This window comes from Neobacillus bataviensis LMG 21833, from assembly GCF_000307875.1.
Lineage (GTDB): Bacteria > Bacillota > Bacilli > Bacillales > Cytobacillaceae > Neobacillus > Neobacillus bataviensis.
Genome location: NZ_AJLS01000054.1, coordinates 25,783 through 45,546, shown reverse-complemented (window position 1 = coordinate 45,546; position 19,764 = coordinate 25,783). Strand labels below are relative to the sequence as shown.

The following is a 19,764-nucleotide window of genomic DNA, read 5'->3' as shown; positions in this document are numbered from 1 at the left end:
GACATTCTAAATGCAAAAAAGTGATGGAATGAACTACGCTCCGCAAGGAAAGCCTAAACCAGTAATAGGCAAAGGTGAATTTGTTTTTGCTGCGATGGCACTTGATCATGGGCATATTTACGGTCAATGTAACGGTCTATTGGAGGCGGGGGCAACATTAAAGTGGGTTTATGATCCAGACCCTGCAAAGGTAAAGAAATTTTGTGAAGTATACCCAGGGGTGAGTGTGGCAAGCTCTGCTCAAGATATTTTACAGGATCCGGATGTGCACCTAGTGGCGGCGGCGGCTATTCCTTCTGAACGTGGATTGCTTGGGGTCGAAGTGATGGAGCATGGGAAGGATTATTTTACTGATAAAACTCCTTTCACATCCTTTGAACAATTGGAACAGGCAAAGTCTAAAGTACAAGCAACCGGACAAAAATATATGGTTTATTACAGTGAACGCTTACATGTGGAAAGTGCTGTCTTTGCCGGTCAGCTTATTCAAGATGGTGCGATTGGTCGAGTAGTTCAAGTGCTCGGATTAGGGCCGCATCGATTGAATGCGCATTTGCGCCCGGAATGGTTTTTTCAGCAAGAAAAATATGGGGGCATCTTATGTGATATTGGCAGCCATCAAATCGAGCAATTTCTCTTTTTTGCTGGATGTAAGGATGCAAAGGTGCTACATAGCAAGGTGGCGAACTATCACAGCAAGCAATACCCTGAACTGCAGGATTTCGGAGATGCTACCTTACTTGGTGACAACGGAGCAACCAATTATTTTCGTGTTGATTGGCTAACACCCGACGGACTGGGATCTTGGGGTGATGGGAGATTAACCATCTTAGGAACAAAAGGGTATATCGAACTTAGAAAGTATATTGATATTGCCCGTGATCCGAGTGGTGATCACCTGTATATGGTGAACGATGAAGGAGTACATCACTTGGAGCTAAGCGGAAAAGTCGGATATCCTTTCTTTGGAGAATTGATTTTGGATTGCTTAAACAGGACAGAACGAGCGATGACGCAAGAACATGCGTTTAAAGCTGCTGAACTTTGCCTGTCAGCTCAAAAACAAGCGATGGTTGTAGAGTAAATCAACAATGACCTTAAATACAGTCAAAACAAAAAAGAGCTGCAGCTTGAAAAGATCAAGCTGCAGCTCTTACTATTTTCTAAACCATTTTATCAAATCGAACACGTTTATTAATAACGTACATAACAGGCATGCCAACTGCCATCACGACAAACTCACCAATTGCTGTTGTCAGCCACGTGAACATGAACGGCAGATCAAACGCCAAATGCAGTTCAAGGGCAATCAAGAACATCGTGAACGTGAAGACAAGTGTATTGACGATCATTCTCGCCCAAATGCCTTTAATAAAGCGTGCACACGCAATCGTGATTAACAAGGCAATCACCGATTGGCCGACACCGAAAATCAGGTCATATGCCTTCATTGGTGAAAAGAATAAATTCGTCAAAAATACACCAAGGACGATTCCATAAATGTACTTTTTGTTAAAAACAATAAGATGATTAAACATTTCCGATACACGAAACTGTACCTGGGTAAATCCAAATGGCTGGATTAAGGCCGAGACTGCAATATACAATGCAGCAATAATCCCGTTAACGACAATTCCCTTTACCTTGCCTGCCGCGGCAGTTCCGGTGGAATTAGCCCCTGCATTAGCTCCCATTGGCTGCGCTAATGTATTAGTTGTTTTCTCCATAATCATTTCTCCTTAGTTTTTTTACGTGGGAGGTTCTCGAACCACGTTAAATATAATACTTGCAATCTAATATATTAATATAAATAAAGGTGCCCGTCAATGACACTATTTTGGAAAAAATTTAAATATTTTTCAAAAAACACATCCAGATTAATAAAATTCTTCCAATTTGTGCATCCTATAAGAAAAAAAGGAATGGCTGATAGATGAAATATAATAAAATGTTTTTACTCGCGATGATGCTAGTATCTTGGCTGTCATTGCCGCTCTTAGGGAAAAAATCGTTCCGGCGATTTTATCCTGGGGCCTTGCTTGTTTGCATCTGGGTAATTTGTGAAAGTCTTTTAGCAAAAAAACGGGTATGGTGGCGCTTTTATGAAAAACTCATTCCAAATGTAATGGGGGAAATTCCTTTTATTGTCGGGCCGTTCTTTATAGGTTCAATATGGATTCTAAAGTTCACATTTGGAAACTTCCTCCGCTTCTTGGTGGTGAATTTAGTAACGGACTTTTTGTTTGTATACCCCGGAATGATCATCCTCAGAAATATGGGAGTGGTTTCACTGGTCAGAATGAAACATTATCAAATGGGGATTTTATTTATGGCAAAATCTGTGCTAATGTATTTGTTTCAATTATTCGTCGAAAAATTAAGGAAAAAACCGAAAAATATTATTCAAAAAATACTTTCATAAAAATAAAGCACCACAAGTCGGATGAAATCGTTCAACTTGCGGTGCTTTATTTTGCATGGCTTGTATTATCAGAAAATCTGTAAAATGTTACAATTAGTATAAAGCCGATATTTGGAAAATAGATAAAAGGAGAATAGGGATGGAAAAAGAACAAATTTCATTGGCGAAAACTGGGGACTTAGCAAGAATAGAGCGACTTTTTCAAGATTGTAAAGAGGCACTGCAACAAAAGGGGATCTATCAATGGGATGATGAGTATCCGAATAAAGAGTATTTTGCACATACGATTAACGAAAAAGAAATGTTTATTTTACATAATGAATCGGAAATATTAGGAGCCATGGTTTTGAATGAATGGGAAATTGCTGAATGGGATGCGGTAGATTGGTCTAATAAGAATGGAAACTATTTAGTCCTTCATTCGTTTTGTACACATCCAACCGTTCAGGGAAAAGGTCTTGGTGGAATCATGCTGCAATTTGCAGAGAAAATGGCTAAGGAACAAGGATATGACGGAATACGGCTCGATGCTTATTCCGGAAACAAAGGATCATTAGGCTTTTATGAGAAAAGAGGCTACAACAAAACAGGCGAAGTATTTTTCTCTTCGAAACCTGCTGAGCATGGAACGTACTTTTGTTATGAAAAGTTGTTTTAATATAGTGGGAATTTACGAAATCGTCACTAAGGAGGGAAGCCAATCAAGTGAGCACTAATAAAACAGCCCTTGTTTTAGGGGCAAGCGGTCTTGTCGGTAATGAGTTAGTAAAAACACTTATCCAGCGAAATCAATATAACAAGATTCATTTGTTAATCCGCAGACCGATTGAAAATTTTGAATCACCAGTTTGCGAACAGTTTATAGCTGATTTTGATAAGCTAGAAGCCTATTCCGAACTATTTCAGGTAACAGATGTTTTTTGTTGTTTGGGAACAACGATTAAAAAAGCGAAGTCAAAAGAAGTGTTTCGGAAAGTGGATTTTGAATATCCGTTAGAGGCCGCAAAATTAGCGTTAAAGGGCGGCGCAGAAAAATTTCTCATTGTATCCGCAATGGGGGCAGATTCCAAATCCCGATTTTTCTACAATCAGGTAAAAGGTGATGTTGAGAAATCGTTAAAAACATTAAATTTGCGATCATTACATATATTTCGCCCATCTTTGCTATTGGGTAAACGTAAAGAGTTTCGCTTTGGAGAAAAACTAGCGGCGAAAGCTAGTGGATTATTAAATAAAGTTATGGTAGGACCGTTGCGTCCCTATAAAGCAATTGAGGCGAAAAAAGTCGCACTAGCAATGGCTATAACTGCGGAATCAGGCAAAAATGTTATGAATACTTATCCTTCACATGAAATTGAAAGAATCGCGAATCAAAAATAACTCAGGGAAGTGTCCGTTTCTCTGAGTTATGTTTCATATTATGAAAATGCCTTCAAACCTATGACCCCAATGATAATCAACCCAACACTTACGATCCGTCCGATGTTTTTTGATTCCCCAAAAAGGAAGATGTTAATGAGTACAGCGCCTGCAGTGCCAATGCCGACCCAAACGGTATAGGCAACACTCAGCTGCAAAAAATGGAACGAGGTATATAAAAAAGCAAAGGAAGCACCGAATCCGCCGATATAAAGCAAACCATTTCTGAAGGTTTTCCGTTGACTATATAAATTCAATCCAGCAGCACCGGTAATTTCACCTACAGCCGCCATAAGAACAAACAACCAGCCCATGTTTTAGGCAGCTCCTTTCGCGGTTTCTTTTTCCTCAACTTTTGCTTTATTATCAGCAAGGTTTAGACCGATGACACCAATTACGATTAAAGCGACGAATAAAAACATACCCGTATTAAAACTTCCGCCAAATAGGAAAACATCCATTAACGCAGTTCCAACAGTGCCAACTCCCGAAAAAACAGCATAAACCGTTCCTGTTGGAAGACTTGCACATGCCTTTGGAAGGTAGTGGAAATCGATTAAGATGATCCCTATTACAATTCCCCATTCCCACCAAGTCTCAGCAGTATTAAAACCGTACACCCAAATAAGTTCAAACAAACAAGTTAAAACTACATAAAACCAGGCTTTATTCATTTTATTCACCTCTAGAAGATGCCTGCTATGGTCTCATTACTATTCCCTAAGCGAAACCGACATATTATGTTAGGATACCATATCATCTGAAAAAGCTGCTTGAAGTTGCCTGTAAAAGCATGGGGAATTTCCTTTAGTAAGAAATTTGGTGTGATTTAAATCACAAAACTCTTGCTGGATAATCATTATAATAAATTTAAACAGGGGAAAAATAAAAGAGGATGGTGAAGAAATTGGAATATACTTTTAAGTCACTTTATAGCGAAATTGGCGGACAGGAAACAATTGATCAGCTGGTCAATGCGTTTTATCCGCGTGTATATGATGATCCCGAATTGGCACCATTATTTGAAGGGGATATGGAAGAGATTAAGCGGAAGCAAAGGATGTTTCTGCCGCAATTTTTGGGAGGCCCAGCGCTTTATAGCCAGGAATTTGGTCCACCTGCAATGAGGGATCGTCACCTGCCATTTGAGGTAACTCCTAGAAGGGCACAGTGCTGGCTTCGCTGTATGAGAGAAGCCTTTCAGGAAATTGGACTTGATCAAAACCCGGCAGGACGTGCCTTTTATGATCGATTAACACAAGTTGCCGGAATCATGGTGAATACACCAGACAGTGAGTAACAAAGATCCCGACACCGGTGTCGGGATCTTACTTTGTTTAAAATGAAAAACTCCTCTGCAAAAAGAGGAGTTTTTCGGATTATCATCATTATTTTTTCAATTTAGCCCATGTAGCATCAAAAGCTTTCAATGCTTCGGCAGCAGTTTTTTGACCGCCAACATATGCTTGAAGTGTTGCACCAAATTCTTGACCTGCGCCATCAGGATATTTCATAAACTGCCAAGAATAAGTTTTGTCTTCTTGTGAATATTTTTGAAGATCAGCACCTAGAGGTCCAATATCTTCTGCTTTTGCTTCAATTGTTTTAAAAGCAGGAAGGTATTTGAAATCCTTCACTAATGCTTCTTTACCAGCATCAGATGAAACCATCCAATTTAAGAAATCTTTTGCTGCTTTTTTGTCTGCTTCAGGTGCCTTGTTATAAACGACCCAGTTTGTAGGTACGTCAACCATTAACTTATCGGCTTGTTTAGCATCGTCAGTTAAAGCAAGTGGAATAAAGCCAACTTCCATACCAGGGTTTAATTTATCAAGCATTGGCTGAATCCAGTTACCTTGCTGAATCATCGCAGTTTCGCCGTTAGCGAATTGGGTAACTTCCGTGTTATAGTCAGTTGTTAATGGATTTTTGTTACCGTATTTAACAGTTAAATCAACAAGCTTTAGGTAATCTTCAAAATATTTATTGCCTTCAATCTTAGATTTACCATCGTTTAAGCCAGGGATGAAGTTTTCATCGTCAGCTTGTTGGTACGCGAATGGAACGTTAAGACCATGGTTTGCTAACACCCACCATTCAGCATAGCCAACTGAGAATGGAGTGATTCCAGCATCCTTCAGTTTTTTCGCAGCTGCTTCTAACTCTGAATAGGTTTTTGGCAGTTCTTTAATACCGGCTTTTTCAAATAACTTTTTATTGTATGCGAAGCCGTAGCCTTCCATGTTAACAGGCTGTCCGTAGATTTTTCCATCCATTGTCATTGGCTTTAATGCATTTTCATAAGCATCTTTTACCCAAGGCTGATCAGATAAATCTTCAAATTTATCTTTCCAAGTAATAGCTTCTTGATAGCCGCCGTTACCAAAGATATCAGGCGCTTTGTTGGAAGCAAATTTTGCTTTTAGAGCTGCCGAACCATCTGCACCGCCGCCTACTGATTCAATGTTAAACGTAACATCAGGGTGTTCTTTTGTGTATTTATCTGTTAACGCTTTCAATTGATCTGCAATTTCAACTTTTCCGTTAAAGATATCGACCACTACTTTACCATCTTTGCTGCCGCTGTCTTTCTTATTTCCAGAAGCACTGTCGCTGTTACCACAAGCCCCTAATAAAAGTGATGCGGATAAAATCCCTGCTGCGATTGAATATTTTTTCAAAGCCATTTGTTTTCCCTCCTGGTTTGTTAGATCTAATTTTTATATAAATCCCTGCTGCCCGTTTTAATTCAGACAGCAGAGGTTGTTCCCAACATAAAATTACTTACTTTATTGAACCGCTAGTTATACCCTTGATAATGTGTTTTTGCATCGAGAAGAAGAAAATTAACAAAGGTATGATACCAAGAACAAGTGCTGCCAGTGCTAAATCCCATTGTTTTGTATACTGGCCAAAGAAGAAGAACGTTGCCAATGGAATCGTTCTTAATCCAGGATCCTGTAAGACTAATGATGGTAATAGGTAGTCATTCCAAATCCATAAGCTGTTCAGGATGACAATGGTAACAGTGATTGGTTTTAGTAATGGAAACACAATTCTCCAGAACACGCCAAACCGTGAACAACCATCAATAATGGCGGCTTCTTCAAGTTCTACAGGAATTCCTTTGACAAACCCATGATATAGGAAGATGGTCATTCCGGAACCGAAACCAAGGTACATGATGACAAGGCCCCAAATACTGTTTAACATTCCCAAGTTACCTGCTGTTTTAATGAGCGGAATCATAATCGATTGAAACGGAATGATCATCGCCGCAACGAAGGTCATGAAAATAATATTGCTGATTTTCTTTTTTGTTCGAACCAGCATGTACGCTGCCATGGAGCAAAAGATCACCAAGACAACATTACTCACAACGGTGATAATCAATGAATTTGTAAAAACCTTTAGATAATCTAATTTTTCAAAAGCGTTCACATAGTTATCCAACATCAATACTTTTGGTAATGCTGATGTGTTCGTTAAAATCTCGGCGAACGGTTTCAAGGAGTTTGTAATCAAATAATAGAATGGAACTAAAAAGACAAGACCAAGCAGGATGGCAAAGATTTCACCAATAAATGTCTTGCTTGTATACTTGTTTCCCATTAGGATTCAACCTCCCTCTTCTTCGAAATCGTTACTTGAAGGACGGTAATTGCTGCCACAACGATGAAGAAAATTAATGCTTTTGCTTCACCAATACCGTAACGGTTATTGACGAATGCTTCGGTATAAATGTTAAGCGCTAACATTTCGGTTGATTTAAATGGACCACCGTTCGTTAACGATAGGTTTGCATCGAAAATTTTAAAGGATGAAGCTGTTGTTAAGAATAAACAGATCGTTACGGCTGGTGCTACGAGTGGCATCGTGATGTGGCGTAAAATCTGCCATCTGTTTGCCCCGTCTATTTTCGCCGCTTCGATTAATTCCTGTGGAACGTTTTGCAATGCAGCAATATAGATAATCATGATATAGCCTGCACCCTGCCACACACTAACAATCACAATTCCCCAGAATGCAGTCTTTGCGTCTCCTAACCATGCTAACTCGAAAAAGGGAATTCCGGTTAGCTCTCCAAGGGAGGCAAATCCTTTTACAAAAATGAACTGCCAGATAAATCCTAGTAACAACCCGCCGACCATGTTCGGCATGAAGAAAACTGTTCGCAAAATGTTACTTGCTTTCAACTTCTGTGTCACTAGCAAGGCTAATCCAAATCCAATCACATTCGTTAAAATAATAGCTACTACTGTATATTTGGTTGTAAGTAGGAAGGACTGCTGAAATTGCTTGTCCTCGGTAAATAAGTATTTAAAGTTATCTAGTCCAACCCATTTGATGTCTCCAGTAATTCCATTCCAGTCCGTAAAGGAATAATAAATACCTGTAAAGAAAGGGACTAGGACTATCAGGGTGAAGGCAAGAAAGACCGGTCCAACAAATAGGGCGAATAACCCTGCATCTTTCAGTTTCTTCTTATTCTTTAAGGTAACCGATTCTTTGCTATTTGTGATTGTTCGTTGATTTATGGCCGTATGTTCTACGGTCTCTACTTTACTTTGGTTATTCACGACTGCACCTCCTATAACTTAATTTTAGGGATTTTAGAAAATTATGAAACGGCTTACATTGACCAAAAGGGTGGAAAATATTGAACTGTCTTTAAGAATCACAATATTCCCCTCTCTATATGAAAGGCTTTGTTAAGTTATGATACTATAAGGGAAATCTCCTTTTTAGGAGGAACATCACTGAAAAATGTTGAGCAAGGGGAGGAAGGTTAGTCATAATTCACTCATGATGAACACTAACCGATGAAATATGGGCTGGAGCATTCGAAAAAAATTAATCATTTTTTTAATAGCAGCAACGGTTCTCCCTTTTGGAACTTCCATCGCTATTACGTATTATCAAACGACTACGTCTCTTAATAAGCGATTTGTTTCGACCAATCATGAACTGATTGAAAAAGGGGAAGAAGAGCTTACCGTGTATTTAGACGATGTTGCGCAAATGTCTTCGGTACTTTACCGCTATACTCCTTTTATGAGTGTGATGAGAGATGGCATCTCGCAGGACTATATTAACAATCAGGAAGAGGTGCGCAGGGCACTAGCCTATTTATTTAACTCTCGTCCTGAAATTGAACAAATGCATATTTATATTGATAAGGGAAAGGATTCTTATACTAATTATCATTCAAGAATTAGCGGCAGGGGGAAGTATGAGAATATCTTTTCAAATCCCTACTATGCCCGGTTACATCATTCTGATGATTTTTCGGTGATTCAGCCGCCGCATGAAATTTATAGTTATAATCAGCAATCAGTCATTCCTAATTCCCAGAAGAAGAATGTGTTAAGCTTCCATAATTCCTTAATCGACCTTCCGTCAGACCATTTTTTAGGGCTTTTGTCGATTGATATTAACCTTTCAAAAATAAGTGCAATTGCCGGCCGATTATACACAAAAGATGTAGAAGATCTTTACATAATGGATGATAACGGAACAATTATTTATTCTTCAAATGAAAAAGACATTGGAACTAAGAACGACGAAAAGTGGTACAAAGATGTGAAGCAGAGACCGCTTAATGGAAAAAGTATCGAGTGGAAGGATAAACAATTTTCAGGCGTTATTGTTTATCAAAGATTTTCCGAACCGTATAAGAATTGGAATATTGTAAAACGCATTCCTTATAATGTCTTATATCAAAGTGCCCGACAAACAGCGCTAATGAATATATTTATTGGGCTAGTTACACTTGTGGTTGTCTTATTAGCCACCATGGTCATCTCATTTAAGATTACAGCTCCGATTAAAGTATTGATTAGTAATATGAAAAAAGTAGAAAAGGGTGAGTTTGAGGCTGATTTTGACTCATTAGGAACAGATGAAATCGGCATGCTCGGCCGCCATTTTATACGAATGATTAATCAAATCAATGAATTAATTTTACGTGAATATAAACTAGAACTTGAAAATAAATCCTCACAGTTGAGGGTGTTGCAATCGCAAATCAATCCGCACTTTTTATATAATGCCTTTCAATCGATTGGCACATTGGCGCTTAAAATGCAGGCAGTCCCGGTGTATTCGTTACTGACCTCATTATCAAATATCATGAGATACAGTATGAATATGAAGGAAGATATCGTTCCGTTCGAAAAAGAAATCAAGCATGTTAAGGCATATCTTTCCTTACAAAAACAGCGTTTTGATGAGCAGCTCGACTTTCATATAAATGTTGAAAAAGAAGTTGAAGCGATTCTCGTCCCGAAAATGATACTTCAGCCAATTGTGGAAAATTGTTTTAAGCATGGGTTTGATCAACAGATTGAAAAAGCAGTGATTCATATTGGGGCAACCATAAACGATGAAGATATGGTTTGTATCAGTGTCAATGACAATGGAATCGGAGTATCAGAAGAGCAATTGGATGGAATCCGCCAAGAATTGTTTGAGGGGCGTATTCTAGAAGGGAAGCATAGAGAATCCATCGGGTTAAAAAACATCTATGACCGTCTGCAGATTTATTATGGCACTAAAGCTGCCATTTCTTTCGAAAGCGCGGAGGAAGGCTTTACGGTTAAAATCTGGATTCCCAATGTAATGCAAAAAGAGGTGGAGCATTCATGAGAGTTTTAATTGTCGATGATGAAAAACATGTGCGCGAAGGAATTAAGCTCCTTGGAGAATGGGAGCGGAACGGAGTCACAGAAATTTATGAGGCGGCGAATGGCGAAGAGGCGATTGGGCTGATTCAAACCTTTAGGCCGCAGATCATTTTTTCAGATATGAAAATGCCGAAAATGGATGGAACGCTGCTGTTAGAATGGATTAAAGAAAACCAACCTACTAGTAAAACGATTGTTGTGACTGGCTACGATGACTACTATTATATGCGGAAGGCCATCCATTTCGGGAGTTTGGACTATCTATTAAAGCCTGTTGATCCAGAGATTTTAAATCTTACATTGGAAAAGGCGGTTAAGGAATGGAAGAAGGAAGAAGCGGATCGAGAGAGAAAGGCGAGCAGCGCCCAATTAATCAATGAGATGAAGCCTGTTTACCGTGATCGAAAGCTGACTCAGCTTATTACTAGTGAAAGTATTGAGGAAGATTTGTATGAGGAATTCGGTTTTCTTCCATCGCTCCATTATACAGTTGCATTAGTCAGGATTAATCGTATGGCGAGTATGGCGTTAAATGGTGACAGGGACTTAGCGTACTTTACCATCTTGAACATCATTAATGAATTATTGTTGGAAAACGAATGTGGAATTGGTTTTCGTTATTTGGCTAGTAAGGGCGAAATTGTTATCATCTTCTGGAATCAGTTTGAACGTATGGAGGAACTGTTAGCGCAAATCTACAAGACAATTAAACAGGTCATTCATGTTTTTTGCCCAATAGCAATTGGAAAAGCAATTGATAAACGTACAAAATTAATGGACTCTTATCAGCATGCAAAGCAGGTTTTGTTAAATGGTAATCTGTTGGAGCAAACGGAGAGCCGAGTATATCGACAGGATATACTGCCTGGGGAAACGCTAAAAAGTTTGATGTCTTATTCTTCCGATATTGAGCTAGCAGTACAAGCAAATGAAATCGGAGCATTTGAAGAATTGATTGAGCAAATTACAGGCGATTATACGGAAAACCATTATTTATCCCTGAAGCAGCTGCTTCATTTCGAAAATGAATATTTGGTGATCAGCCATCAATGGTATAAGAAATATGACATTTCCATAAAGGCTGTAGAAGAGATTGAAAGACGAATTGACGGATTTTTTGACAAAAACGGCACCTTTCTTTTGGATGATTATATAAAAAGAATCAAACAGGAAATTTCCTTCTTTTTAAAAAGAGTAAAACAGAAAGCAAGCCAGAAAAATAGTAATGTGATTGTTGAAATTGAAAAATATCTACAAGCCAATTTTGACCGTGATGTGAAATTGCAGGAAATATCGAATCATTTTTACATAAGCAGAGAATATATATCGAGGAAGTTTAAACAGGAGTTCAATATAAACATCTCCGATTATATTGTCAATATTCGCATGGAACGGGCAAAAACTTTATTGAAAAATAGCGAAATGAAAATCTATGACATCGCAAATATGATTGGGTATCAAGACGATAAGTATTTTCGCAAGGTGTTTAAGAAGGTGGTCGGTGTTACACCGAATGAGTACCGGGCAAATTAACACCGAAGATATCTCAATTTAAAATAAAAGGTCTTTTACAAATGATGTTCTTGAAATAGAATTAGTATTATTGTTATATTATTTTTACTTAACTAAGGGAAGGAAGATAAGGCATGGCTACAATTGCAGATGTTGCCAAAAAAACAGGACTGTCTATTACGACAATCTCAAGGGCATTAAACAATCATCCATATGTATCTGATAAAACAAAAAAGTTGATTTTTGATACGATGGAAGAGATGGATTTTTACCCTAATAGCGTTGCCCAGCAATTAAGGGGGAAAAGTACTAAACTTATAGGTGTTGTAATCTCTTATATCACGAATCCATTTTTTGCTTATTTAGTTGATGCAATTGAGAGAGAAGCCTATGAAAGAGGATTTCAGGTTGTAGTTTTGCAAACCCTAGAGGATCCAAAGAGGGAATTGACATTTATTGATATGCTTAAAAAAAAGCAATTAGATGGCATCCTTATGACAAATACTGAAAATGATACGGAAATCATAAAAAAATACCTATTGGATGGAAGAATCGTAATGTGTAATCGTTATATAGGTAATGAAAAGCTTCCAATTATTCATATAGATGAAAAGCAAGCGACTTATGAAGCAATTAAACATTTACTTGAAAAAGGCTATCGGAAAATTGCTTACTGCACTGGGTCAAATTATCACAAAAATGACCACAGGTATGAAGGATATTTACAAGCATTATCAGAGTATAATCTTGAATTTGATGAAGATTATTATTTTTCATATAGACTAAATATTAAAGATGGTCAGCGGACTCTCCATGATATTGTTGCATTAAAAGAGAAGATGCCAGATGCTGTATTTGCAAACGGAGATGAAGTTGGGGCAGGAATTATCAGTGAAGCGCCCAAATTGGGAATTAAAATTCCCAAGGATTTAGCAGTAGTTGGTTTTGATGACCAGCCAATTGCAGAAGTTCTTCATCCGTCACTAACAACTGTCCGACAGCCTATTAAGGAAATGGGGAAATATGCTGCTGATGTATTAATATCCAAATTGTTAGATGAAGATCCACCTAAACCAATAGAGCTAAGGACAACATTAATTATTAGAGAAACAACATGAAAACGATTAACATAAATTTTTGAACAATGTATGAAAACGTTTGACATATGAAAACGATTGACATATAATTTTTTTAGAAATGAGAAAGGTATATTTGAAAATAAATATAGTAGAAATTTTTTTAGTAGTTTATGAAAACGATTGACATATTGATGTGGGAGCTACTTTTTGTTTAAATATAATCTTCTTAATATTGAAGTATTTTAAAAAATTTGTAAGGGAGAAAAGTAGAGATGAAGAAAAAAATAATTAGTTTGGTAGCAGTACTATGTTTAATGCTTGGTGTTCTTGCAGGCTGCGGAGGATCTGACGGTAGTAAGTCGGACAAGACAGAAGTGACATTGCTTATCGGTAAAGAAGAAGTAGCTAAAGAATTAGATGAAATGGTAAAAGCATACAATGACAGTCAAGAAAAATATACGGTGAAAGTTTTACCGTTAGCAGGACAAAATGTAAATGAAAAATTAAGTTCATTATATGCATCTAAAAATGCACCAACCATGATTAACATGGGAGTAGCTGCTGAATTAGAAAACTGGTCTGATAAATTACTAGACTTGTCAGATATGGATATTGTTAAAGGGATTGATCAAGTCTATCTTGATACAACAACTGTAGATGGAAAGATTTATGGAATCCCCGCTACAATTGAGGCCTTTGGATTATTATACAATAAAGATGTGTTAGATAAAGCCGTAGGAGGTAAGTTTGATCCAACTACGATCAAAACAAGATCAGATTTAAAAGCTGTATTTGATAAAGTTGAAAAGTTAGGTAAACGTGCTATTCAAATTTCCCCAATGGATTGGTCATTAGGAGCTCACTTTACAAATTTAGTATTTGCAGATCAGTCAGAAGATAGTTCTAAACGCCATGACTTTTTAAATAATGTAGCTGCTGGAAATGAAAAATTAGAAGGTAATAAAACGTATGATAACTGGGTAGCTACTTTTGATTTAATGAAAGATTACAATCAAGCTAAGAAAAATCCATTAGCTGTTGAATATGACACGTCTACATTAGCATTGGCAAATGGAGATATTGGCTTCTGGTTTATGGGAAACTGGGCTTATCCACAGTTAGCTGAAGCTAATCCCGATGCAAAGTTTGGCATTCTACCTGTACCGATTTCGGATGATGAAGGTGCATACGGCAACTCGCAGATTTCTGTAGGTGTACCACAATCATGGGTTATTGATAAAGATCAATCTAGTAAAGCGCAACAACAAGGTGCGAAGGACTTTTTAACTTGGATGTATCAAGATAAAGCCGGACAGGATTACTATGTGAATAAATTAAAATTCTTACCAATTTCTAAAGACTTTAAGGGTACTTTAGATGATCCTTTATCAAGTGCTATTGTTAATTATGTACGCTCTGGAGATACTTTAGAATGGATGAATACTTACTATCCTGCTGAAGCGTATCCAACCATGGGCGCGTCATTACAAAAATATTTAGATGGTAAAATCGACAAAAAGGGCTTAACAAAGGAATTACAAGACTATTGGTTAAGCACTAAGAAAAAATAATAGACTTTTATTATAGCAGAAAAGTTAGCAAGACAGCTTTTCTGCTATTGCTTATTAGGGCCTTTATTTTAAAGGAGGATAAAAAAATGTATCAAGAAAAAAACTTATTAGATAAAATAAAAGTTTTTCTCACTTTTGGCGGTATACCTATTTTTGCCTTTTTAACTGTAGTATTTATTCCGTTTATTATCGGTGTTTATATGACCTTTACTAACTCGACAGGTACAGGGATTTCAACTGAGTTTGTAGGATTAAAGAATTATTTAAATGCTTTCAAGGATCAACAGTTTTGGGATGCATTATTGCTAACCTTCAAGTATACAATCGGCTCTTTAATCATTACAAACGTTGTTGCCTTTGCTTTAGCATTAATTGTTACCAGTGGGATGAAAGGCCAAGATACATTCCGAATGGGATTCTTCACACCAAACTTAATTGGCGGGGTGTTACTGGGTTTTATCTGGCAATTTATTTTTTCAAAAGTATTAGTCTATTTTGGTACGGCATTTAACATTGAACTATTAAGCAGTTCATGGCTTGCAGACCCTAAAACAGCATTATGGTCATTAATCATTGTCGGTGTCTGGCAAAACTCAGGTTATATGATGCTCATTTATATAGCAGGTCTGTCCGGTATTCCTAAGTCGTTATTAGAGGCTGCAGCATTAGATGGTGCCGGCAAATGGAGAATTCTAACAAGGATTAAACTGCCGTTAATGGTGTCATCGTTTACAATCAGCATTTTCTTAACACTTCAAAGAAGCTTTATGGTGTATGATACAAACCTTTCCTTAACAAAGGGCGGGCCATACCGGTCAACCGAGTTAATTTCCATGCATGTATATAATGATGCCTTTTTATATCATAATTACGGCACAGGTCAAGCGAAGGCTATTATTCTATTTCTAATCGTTGCCGCAATCGCGATTACCCAGGTAGTTGTAATGAAAAAGAAGGAGGTTGAAGCATAATGAAAAAAGTGAATCTCAGTAAAATCTCTTTATGGATTATTAGTGCACTAATTTTCGTTTTGTACATTTTTCCTTTCTTAATGATTATTGTCAATTCGTTTAAAGAAAGATTAGAAGTAGTAGCAGATCCAATTAGTATTCCTAAGGTCTTTTCTCTAGAAAATTATAAATCTGCCTTTGAAACAATGAATTTTGGAACGTCCTTCATTAATTCTCTTTTGGTCACAACGGTTTCGGTAATAGTAATTGTTTTTTTCTCATCAACACTAGCTTATTTTTTGGTTAGATGGAAATGGAAAATAAATGGAATTATATTAATGCTAATGATTGCTTCCATGATTATTCCATTTCAATCGATTATGATCCCTTTTGTTTCTATTTTTGGAGAATTTGGTCTTTTGAATAGTAGAGAGATGCTAATTTTCTATTACCTTGGATTTGGTATTAGTATGGCAACATTTATGTATCATGGCTTTATTAAGAATATTCCGGTGGAACTGGAAGAGGCAGCAATAATCGATGGTGCAAGCAAGTTTACTGTATTCTTTAAAGTTGTTTTTCCATTACTAAAACCTACAACAACAACGATTGCCATTCTAGATGTACTTTGGATTTGGAATGATTTCTTATTGCCTTCATTAGTATTGGTAAAAGATGACATTAGAACATTGCCGTTGTCTACCTTCTATTTCTTTGGTAAATATACTGCTGACTATAATATTGCAATGGCAGCCTTAGTACTGTGTATTATTCCAATTTTAATCTTCTATTTCATCATGCAAAAACAAATTATTCAAGGTGTTATGGACGGTGGTATTAAATAATTTCAAAACTGAATGGGGTGAAGCATCAATGAAATGCCATGCCGCTGAAAAAGCTACAGTGTATACACGAAATAATAAAGCTAAGGTAAATTCTCAGTATCGGATGAATTATCATTTGATGCCGGAAATTGGCTGGATGAATGACCCAAATGGTTTTATCTTTTATCAAGGTCACTATCATTTGTTCTATCAATATCACCCTTATGACAGTGTGTGGGGACCGATGCATTGGGGTCATGCTATAACAAAGGATCTAATCTCTTGGGAGCATTTGCCTGTAGCGATTGCTCCAGAAGATTCTTTTGATAGTATGGGATGTTTTTCAGGAACGGCAATAGAAAAAGATGAGGATTTGAACATTCTATATACGGGTTGTTACAAAAATTCGGATGGAGAAGTAGTTCAAAATCAAAATGTAGCTTTTTCAAAAGACGGGGTAAGCTTCACAAAATATCCATTTAATCCTGTTATACCAAGTGAAAAGGTTCCAGAATTTGCAAGTTCGATAGATTTTAGAGATCCTAAGATTTTTAAGAAAAATGATGAATACTATTGTATTGTGGCTTCATGTACCCAAGATCGTACTCCTCTATTATTACTGTATAAATCGGTGGACCTAATCGAATGGAACTTCTTTTCTGAATTATTAAAAGGGATGGACGGGCAAGGGAGAATGTGGGAATGTCCTGACTATGTGCATATTGATGGGACTGATGTTCTCATTTTTTCTCCAATAGAACTGCTATCTGATGTTCAGGATTTTCAAAATCTTTCATCATGTGTATATGTGACAGGTAAAATAGATTGGGAAAAAGGTATATTTTTGCTGGAGGATATGAACGAAATTGATCATGGGCTAGATTTTTATGCAGCTCAGACTACGATTTCAGAGGATGGTAATCCAGTATTAGTCGCTTGGATGCAGATGTGGGATCGAAATATTCCAACACATACTGAAGGACATAAATGGGCTGGGGCAATGACTATTCCCAGACAACTACAATTGAAAAACAAGCAACTGTACCAAGTTCCGATCCCCTTAATAGATAACTATTTCGAACGGGACACTTTTTTGCAAGAACATACAATAGAGAATAATGAGTTATTTTCCATTACTGATTGTTGTCGCATAAAAGTGATAATGAAGAAAAATGACAATATCACACTAAAGTTTTCCTCAACAGAGGAAGAGTATATGTTAATTGATTATACAAAACAAGAGAATGAAGTTACTTTTTCCAGAAGTCAAATGGGCCATAAGATTATTGGAAAAGAAAACCCTCCATTGAATTCTCGTCGTGTGAAAGTAAGTTCAGAAACAGACAATGTGCAACTTGATATCCTATTAGATGTTTCAAGTATAGAACTATTTATAGATGGGGGTAAGGATACAATGTCTTCAAGAATTTATCCTTTTGAAAAAATAAATAAATTAATGATTTCTGGGGGAAATGTTGAAATTGTTTCACTAGAAATTCTAAATTATATAGGAAAAAGCGGTAAATAAGGGAGAGTATAGAATGAAGAAAAAATGGTGGAAGGAAGCAGTAGTGTATCAAATTTACCCAAAAAGCTTCCAAGATTCCAACGGGGACGGAATTGGAGATATCCGTGGGATTATTAATCGTCTGGATTATTTGGAAAACTTAGGCGTGAATGTCCTGTGGCTCTGTCCAGTATTTAAATCACCAATGGATGATAATGGCTATGATATTTCAGATTATTATCATGTAGACCCAATGTTCGGCACAGATGAAGATTTAGATGAATTAATTGAAGAAGCAGGCAAAAGAGGAATAAAACTATTAATGGATTTAGTCATTAATCATACTTCAGATGAACATGAGTGGTTTCAAGCAGCTTTGAAAGATAAGCATAGCAAATATCGAGATTACTATGTGTTTAGAGAAGGAATAGAAGATGGTCCTCCCAATAATTGGCGTTCTTACTTTGGTGGTTCTGCTTGGGAAAAAGTAGGAGACGATTCTAATACCTACTATTTACATGCATTTAGTAAGAAACAACCTGACTTAAATTGGGAAAATGAAGAAGTAAGAGAAGAACTTTATAAAATGGTGAACTATTGGTTAGAAAAAGGGCTTGGTGGGTTTCGGATTGATGCAATATTAAATATAAAGAAAAAAATTGAGAGTGGCAGATTTGAACCGGATGGTGAAGATGGTTACGTATTTATCGGCAATTGGATATTAAATCAACCTGGTATTGGTGAATGGCTGAATGAATTAAATGAAAGGACATTTAAATTACACAATAGTATGACTGTCGCTGAAGCGAATGTTCCCGATTATTTATTACCTAAGTACATTGGTGATGGAAATGGATACTTTTCAATGGTATTTGATTTTGCCCATAGCGATATTGATGTGCCAGAAACAGGGGAATGGTATAAACAATACAATTGGACAGTCCCAGAATTAAGAGATGCATTATTTAACTGTCAATTAGTGACACAGAAAGCTGGTTGGGGAGCAACTTATTTTGAAAATCATGATCATCCTCGATCAATTAATAAGTATATTCCAGAAGATTACATTAGTAAGACAAGTAAAAAAATGCTTGGAACATTGTTCATGTTCTTACAAGGAACCCCATTTGTTTATCAAGGGCAAGAATTAGGGATGACGAATATTCCAATGGATTCAATTGAAGATTATGACGATATCGCGACACATGACCAGTATAACCGTGCACTATTATCAGGTTTTAGTGAAGAGAAAGCCTTAGAAGGTATGTTTCGTCGAAGCCGTGACAATTCCAGAACACCTATGCAGTGGGATGCCAGCAAGAATGGTGGCTTTTCGAAAGCTGATACAACTTGGTTAAAAGTAAACCCGAACTATAAAGAAATTAATGCAGCGGAAGAAGAGGATAACGATCAGTCAGTATTAGCCTTTTATCAAGAATTGATTTCGATGAGAAGAAAAGGTAAATATAAAGAAACTATCGTTTACGGAGAGTTTGTTCCGGATAATGCTAGTGAAGGAAATGTCATTGCCTATCAAAGGCAACTAGATGATGAGAAAATACTTATAGTTGTGAACTTTGATAATCAGTTAGCGGAAGTAAATGTTTCTCCTCTATTTTCAGAAGTTGTAATGAACAATTATGAAGACGTTAAGCTTGAAAAAGGTGGAAGAGTTACACTTCGTCCCTATGAAAGCCTTGTTTTAGCAAATTTCTAGGTTAGAAAAAATAATAAACTGTGTAAGGCTTTAAACAGCTTATTTAACTTACCGTTAAGTGGTTTGAAGATATTATA

19 protein-coding genes and 1 riboswitch are annotated in these 19,764 nt (G+C 36.9%); of the genes, 13 read left to right on the top strand and 6 right to left on the bottom strand.

Features of this window, described 5'->3' with window-relative positions:
- The first annotated feature begins 10 nt into the window (after positions 1-10).
- On the top strand, positions 11-1,084 hold the full coding sequence (locus BABA_RS08065) for a Gfo/Idh/MocA family protein (RefSeq protein WP_007084665.1): 1,074 nt from the start codon (positions 11-13) through the stop codon (positions 1,082-1,084).
- A gap of 79 nt (positions 1,085-1,163) precedes the next feature.
- Here the strand turns inward: BABA_RS08065 and BABA_RS08060 are convergent, their stop codons facing one another.
- Complete coding sequence (locus BABA_RS08060; protein ID WP_051186030.1) at positions 1,164-1,694, bottom strand: QueT transporter family protein; 531 nt, start codon at positions 1,692-1,694, stop codon at positions 1,164-1,166.
- Positions 1,695-1,733: 39 nt separating this feature from the next.
- Positions 1,734-1,778: riboswitch (PreQ1 riboswitch) on the bottom strand.
- Between the two features lie 155 nt (positions 1,779-1,933).
- On the opposite strand from BABA_RS08060, the gene BABA_RS08055 reads away from it, so the two are divergent.
- The 3 genes from BABA_RS08055 (at position 1,934) to BABA_RS08045 (ending at position 3,802) form a co-directional block, all read left to right on the top strand.
- Positions 1,934-2,422 carry a hypothetical protein gene (locus tag BABA_RS08055; RefSeq protein ID WP_007084663.1) on the top strand — a complete coding sequence of 163 codons (489 nt, stop codon included), beginning with the start codon at positions 1,934-1,936 and terminating at the stop codon, positions 2,420-2,422.
- A 139-nt stretch (positions 2,423-2,561) separates the two neighbouring features.
- The gene (locus BABA_RS08050) at positions 2,562-3,080 is read left to right on the top strand and encodes a GNAT family N-acetyltransferase (RefSeq protein ID WP_007084662.1); all 519 of its coding nucleotides are present in this window, start codon (positions 2,562-2,564) and stop codon (positions 3,078-3,080) included.
- 47 nt (positions 3,081-3,127) lie between these two features.
- On the top strand, positions 3,128-3,802 hold the full coding sequence (locus BABA_RS08045) for an oxidoreductase (RefSeq protein WP_007084661.1): 675 nt from the start codon (positions 3,128-3,130) through the stop codon (positions 3,800-3,802).
- A 38-nt stretch (positions 3,803-3,840) separates the two neighbouring features.
- Here the strand turns inward: BABA_RS08045 and BABA_RS08040 are convergent, their stop codons facing one another.
- Positions 3,841-4,155, bottom strand: coding sequence for a DMT family transporter (locus tag BABA_RS08040; RefSeq protein WP_007084660.1), 315 nt, complete (start codon positions 4,153-4,155; stop codon positions 3,841-3,843).
- A gap of 3 nt (positions 4,156-4,158) precedes the next feature.
- Positions 4,159-4,515 (bottom strand): DMT family transporter, encoded by a 357-nt coding sequence (locus BABA_RS08035; protein ID WP_007084659.1) that lies wholly within the window; start codon positions 4,513-4,515, stop codon positions 4,159-4,161.
- Between the two features lie 221 nt (positions 4,516-4,736).
- On the opposite strand from BABA_RS08035, the gene BABA_RS08030 reads away from it, so the two are divergent.
- A complete protein-coding gene (locus BABA_RS08030; RefSeq protein WP_007084658.1) occupies positions 4,737-5,141 on the top strand; it encodes a globin domain-containing protein in 405 nt (134 codons plus the stop codon).
- Between the two features lie 88 nt (positions 5,142-5,229).
- Here the strand turns inward: BABA_RS08030 and BABA_RS08025 are convergent, their stop codons facing one another.
- From BABA_RS08025 to BABA_RS08015, 3 genes are all read right to left on the bottom strand, one after another.
- Entirely contained in the window at positions 5,230-6,528 is a 1,299-nt protein-coding gene (locus BABA_RS08025; RefSeq protein WP_007084657.1) for an ABC transporter substrate-binding protein, read from the bottom strand.
- 97 nt (positions 6,529-6,625) lie between these two features.
- A complete protein-coding gene (locus tag BABA_RS08020) occupies positions 6,626-7,453 on the bottom strand; it encodes a carbohydrate ABC transporter permease (protein WP_007084656.1) in 828 nt (275 codons plus the stop codon).
- Positions 7,453-8,379 (bottom strand): carbohydrate ABC transporter permease, encoded by a 927-nt coding sequence (locus BABA_RS08015; protein ID WP_420805985.1) that lies wholly within the window; start codon positions 8,377-8,379, stop codon positions 7,453-7,455. The genes BABA_RS08020 and BABA_RS08015 overlap by 1 nt, the downstream gene beginning before the upstream one ends.
- A 292-nt stretch (positions 8,380-8,671) precedes the next feature.
- On the opposite strand from BABA_RS08015, the gene BABA_RS08010 reads away from it, so the two are divergent.
- The 8 genes from BABA_RS08010 (at position 8,672) to BABA_RS07975 (ending at position 19,687) form a co-directional block, all read left to right on the top strand.
- Positions 8,672-10,489, top strand: coding sequence for a sensor histidine kinase (locus BABA_RS08010; RefSeq protein ID WP_007084654.1), 1,818 nt, complete (start codon positions 8,672-8,674; stop codon positions 10,487-10,489).
- Complete coding sequence (locus BABA_RS08005) at positions 10,486-12,060, top strand: response regulator (protein ID WP_007084653.1); 1,575 nt, start codon at positions 10,486-10,488, stop codon at positions 12,058-12,060. Before BABA_RS08010 ends, BABA_RS08005 begins: the two co-directional genes overlap by 4 nt.
- 113 nt (positions 12,061-12,173) lie before the next feature.
- Positions 12,174-13,157 (top strand): LacI family DNA-binding transcriptional regulator, encoded by a 984-nt coding sequence (locus BABA_RS08000; protein ID WP_007084652.1) that lies wholly within the window; start codon positions 12,174-12,176, stop codon positions 13,155-13,157.
- A gap of 233 nt (positions 13,158-13,390) precedes the next feature.
- Entirely contained in the window at positions 13,391-14,689 is a 1,299-nt protein-coding gene (locus BABA_RS07995; RefSeq protein ID WP_007084651.1) for an ABC transporter substrate-binding protein, read from the top strand.
- An 86-nt stretch (positions 14,690-14,775) separates the two neighbouring features.
- Positions 14,776-15,660 (top strand): carbohydrate ABC transporter permease, encoded by an 885-nt coding sequence (locus BABA_RS07990; protein WP_007084650.1) that lies wholly within the window; start codon positions 14,776-14,778, stop codon positions 15,658-15,660.
- Positions 15,660-16,484, top strand: coding sequence for a carbohydrate ABC transporter permease (locus BABA_RS07985; RefSeq protein WP_007084649.1), 825 nt, complete (start codon positions 15,660-15,662; stop codon positions 16,482-16,484). The genes BABA_RS07990 and BABA_RS07985 overlap by 1 nt, the downstream gene beginning before the upstream one ends.
- Positions 16,471-17,991 (top strand): glycoside hydrolase family 32 protein, encoded by a 1,521-nt coding sequence (locus BABA_RS07980; RefSeq protein ID WP_007084648.1) that lies wholly within the window; start codon positions 16,471-16,473, stop codon positions 17,989-17,991. The genes BABA_RS07985 and BABA_RS07980 overlap by 14 nt, the downstream gene beginning before the upstream one ends.
- A 13-nt stretch (positions 17,992-18,004) precedes the next feature.
- Complete coding sequence (locus tag BABA_RS07975; RefSeq protein WP_007084647.1) at positions 18,005-19,687, top strand: glycoside hydrolase family 13 protein; 1,683 nt, start codon at positions 18,005-18,007, stop codon at positions 19,685-19,687.
- Positions 19,688-19,764: the final 77 nt, after the last annotated feature.

Coding starts and splice junctions, on each gene's coding strand:
- BABA_RS07995 (WP_007084651.1), top strand. CDS start 13,391: ATGAAGAAAAAAATAATTAGTTTGGTAGCAGTACTATGTTTAATGCTT.
- BABA_RS08050 (WP_007084662.1), top strand. CDS start 2,562: ATGGAAAAAGAACAAATTTCATTGGCGAAAACTGGGGACTTAGCAAGA.
- BABA_RS07985 (WP_007084649.1), top strand. CDS start 15,660: ATGAAAAAAGTGAATCTCAGTAAAATCTCTTTATGGATTATTAGTGCA.
- BABA_RS08025 (WP_007084657.1), bottom strand. CDS start 6,528: ATGGCTTTGAAAAAATATTCAATCGCAGCAGGGATTTTATCCGCATCA.
- BABA_RS08000 (WP_007084652.1), top strand. CDS start 12,174: ATGGCTACAATTGCAGATGTTGCCAAAAAAACAGGACTGTCTATTACG.
- BABA_RS08020 (WP_007084656.1), bottom strand. CDS start 7,453: ATGGGAAACAAGTATACAAGCAAGACATTTATTGGTGAAATCTTTGCC.
- BABA_RS08055 (WP_007084663.1), top strand. CDS start 1,934: ATGAAATATAATAAAATGTTTTTACTCGCGATGATGCTAGTATCTTGG.
- BABA_RS08035 (WP_007084659.1), bottom strand. CDS start 4,515: ATGAATAAAGCCTGGTTTTATGTAGTTTTAACTTGTTTGTTTGAACTT.
- BABA_RS08065 (WP_007084665.1), top strand. CDS start 11: ATGCAAAAAAGTGATGGAATGAACTACGCTCCGCAAGGAAAGCCTAAA.
- BABA_RS08060 (WP_051186030.1), bottom strand. CDS start 1,694: ATGGGAGCTAATGCAGGGGCTAATTCCACCGGAACTGCCGCGGCAGGC.
- BABA_RS08005 (WP_007084653.1), top strand. CDS start 10,486: ATGAGAGTTTTAATTGTCGATGATGAAAAACATGTGCGCGAAGGAATT.
- BABA_RS08030 (WP_007084658.1), top strand. CDS start 4,737: ATGGTGAAGAAATTGGAATATACTTTTAAGTCACTTTATAGCGAAATT.
- BABA_RS07990 (WP_007084650.1), top strand. CDS start 14,776: ATGTATCAAGAAAAAAACTTATTAGATAAAATAAAAGTTTTTCTCACT.
- BABA_RS07975 (WP_007084647.1), top strand. CDS start 18,005: ATGAAGAAAAAATGGTGGAAGGAAGCAGTAGTGTATCAAATTTACCCA.
- BABA_RS08040 (WP_007084660.1), bottom strand. CDS start 4,155: ATGGGCTGGTTGTTTGTTCTTATGGCGGCTGTAGGTGAAATTACCGGT.
- BABA_RS08010 (WP_007084654.1), top strand. CDS start 8,672: ATGGGCTGGAGCATTCGAAAAAAATTAATCATTTTTTTAATAGCAGCA.